Origin of the sequence: Paucilactobacillus wasatchensis (assembly GCF_000876205.1) — a bacterium.
GTDB classification, from domain to species: Bacteria; Bacillota; Bacilli; order Lactobacillales; family Lactobacillaceae; genus Paucilactobacillus; species Paucilactobacillus wasatchensis.
Genome location: NZ_AWTT01000102.1, coordinates 1 through 668, shown reverse-complemented (window position 1 = coordinate 668; position 668 = coordinate 1). Strand labels below are relative to the sequence as shown.

The 668-nt window shown below is 37.4% G+C and carries 1 pseudogene; it reads left to right on the top strand.

Annotated elements, in window-relative coordinates:
- Positions 1-310 precede the first annotated feature (310 nt).
- Positions 311-668 (top strand): annotated as a pseudogene (locus tag WDC_RS09300) (Fe-S cluster assembly protein SufB); the annotation flags it as partial.

Below are 668 nucleotides of genomic sequence, written 5' to 3'. Positions count from 1 at the left end.
AAGGCATTTCTTATAAATTATATGATCAATAGTTGCCTTGGCTAAACTTATTTTCAACGTTAATTTGAACGTACAAATAGAAGTCAGCATCTATTTACCTATGGATCACAAGACACTGCCACGCTATTTTGTAAAATTGAAATGAAACTTTTTGACATTATTTGACTTTAAAAAATCATGAATGGCATTATTTTTAACCTAAATTTTTTCGTTACTAATTGTTCCACGTGAAACTACCAGACTTTTTTTAAATTGATTATTTTTTCTTACTTACCAGATCTAGGAATTCTCGTCTACTTCCATCACTATCATCCATGAAGCCGAGCGGAAATATTTGGCTGGGTCGGCAGCCCAATACGAATCTGAAGCTGTTTATAGTAATCTGAAAAAAGATCTTGAAGCAAAAGGAATCATTTTTATGGATACTGATACAGCACTTCGCGAGCACCCAAATCTGGTTAGACAATACTTTGGAACCCTGGTAGCGGCATCGGACAATAAATTTTCCGCACTTAACACAGCGGTTTGGTCCGGTGGAACATTTTTATACGTGCCCAAGGGTGTGCACGCAGACGTCCCAATTCAGAGCTATTTTCGGATTAATGCCGGAAGAACTGGTCAATTCGAACGGACTTTGATAATCGTTGATGAAGGCGGATCTGTCAACT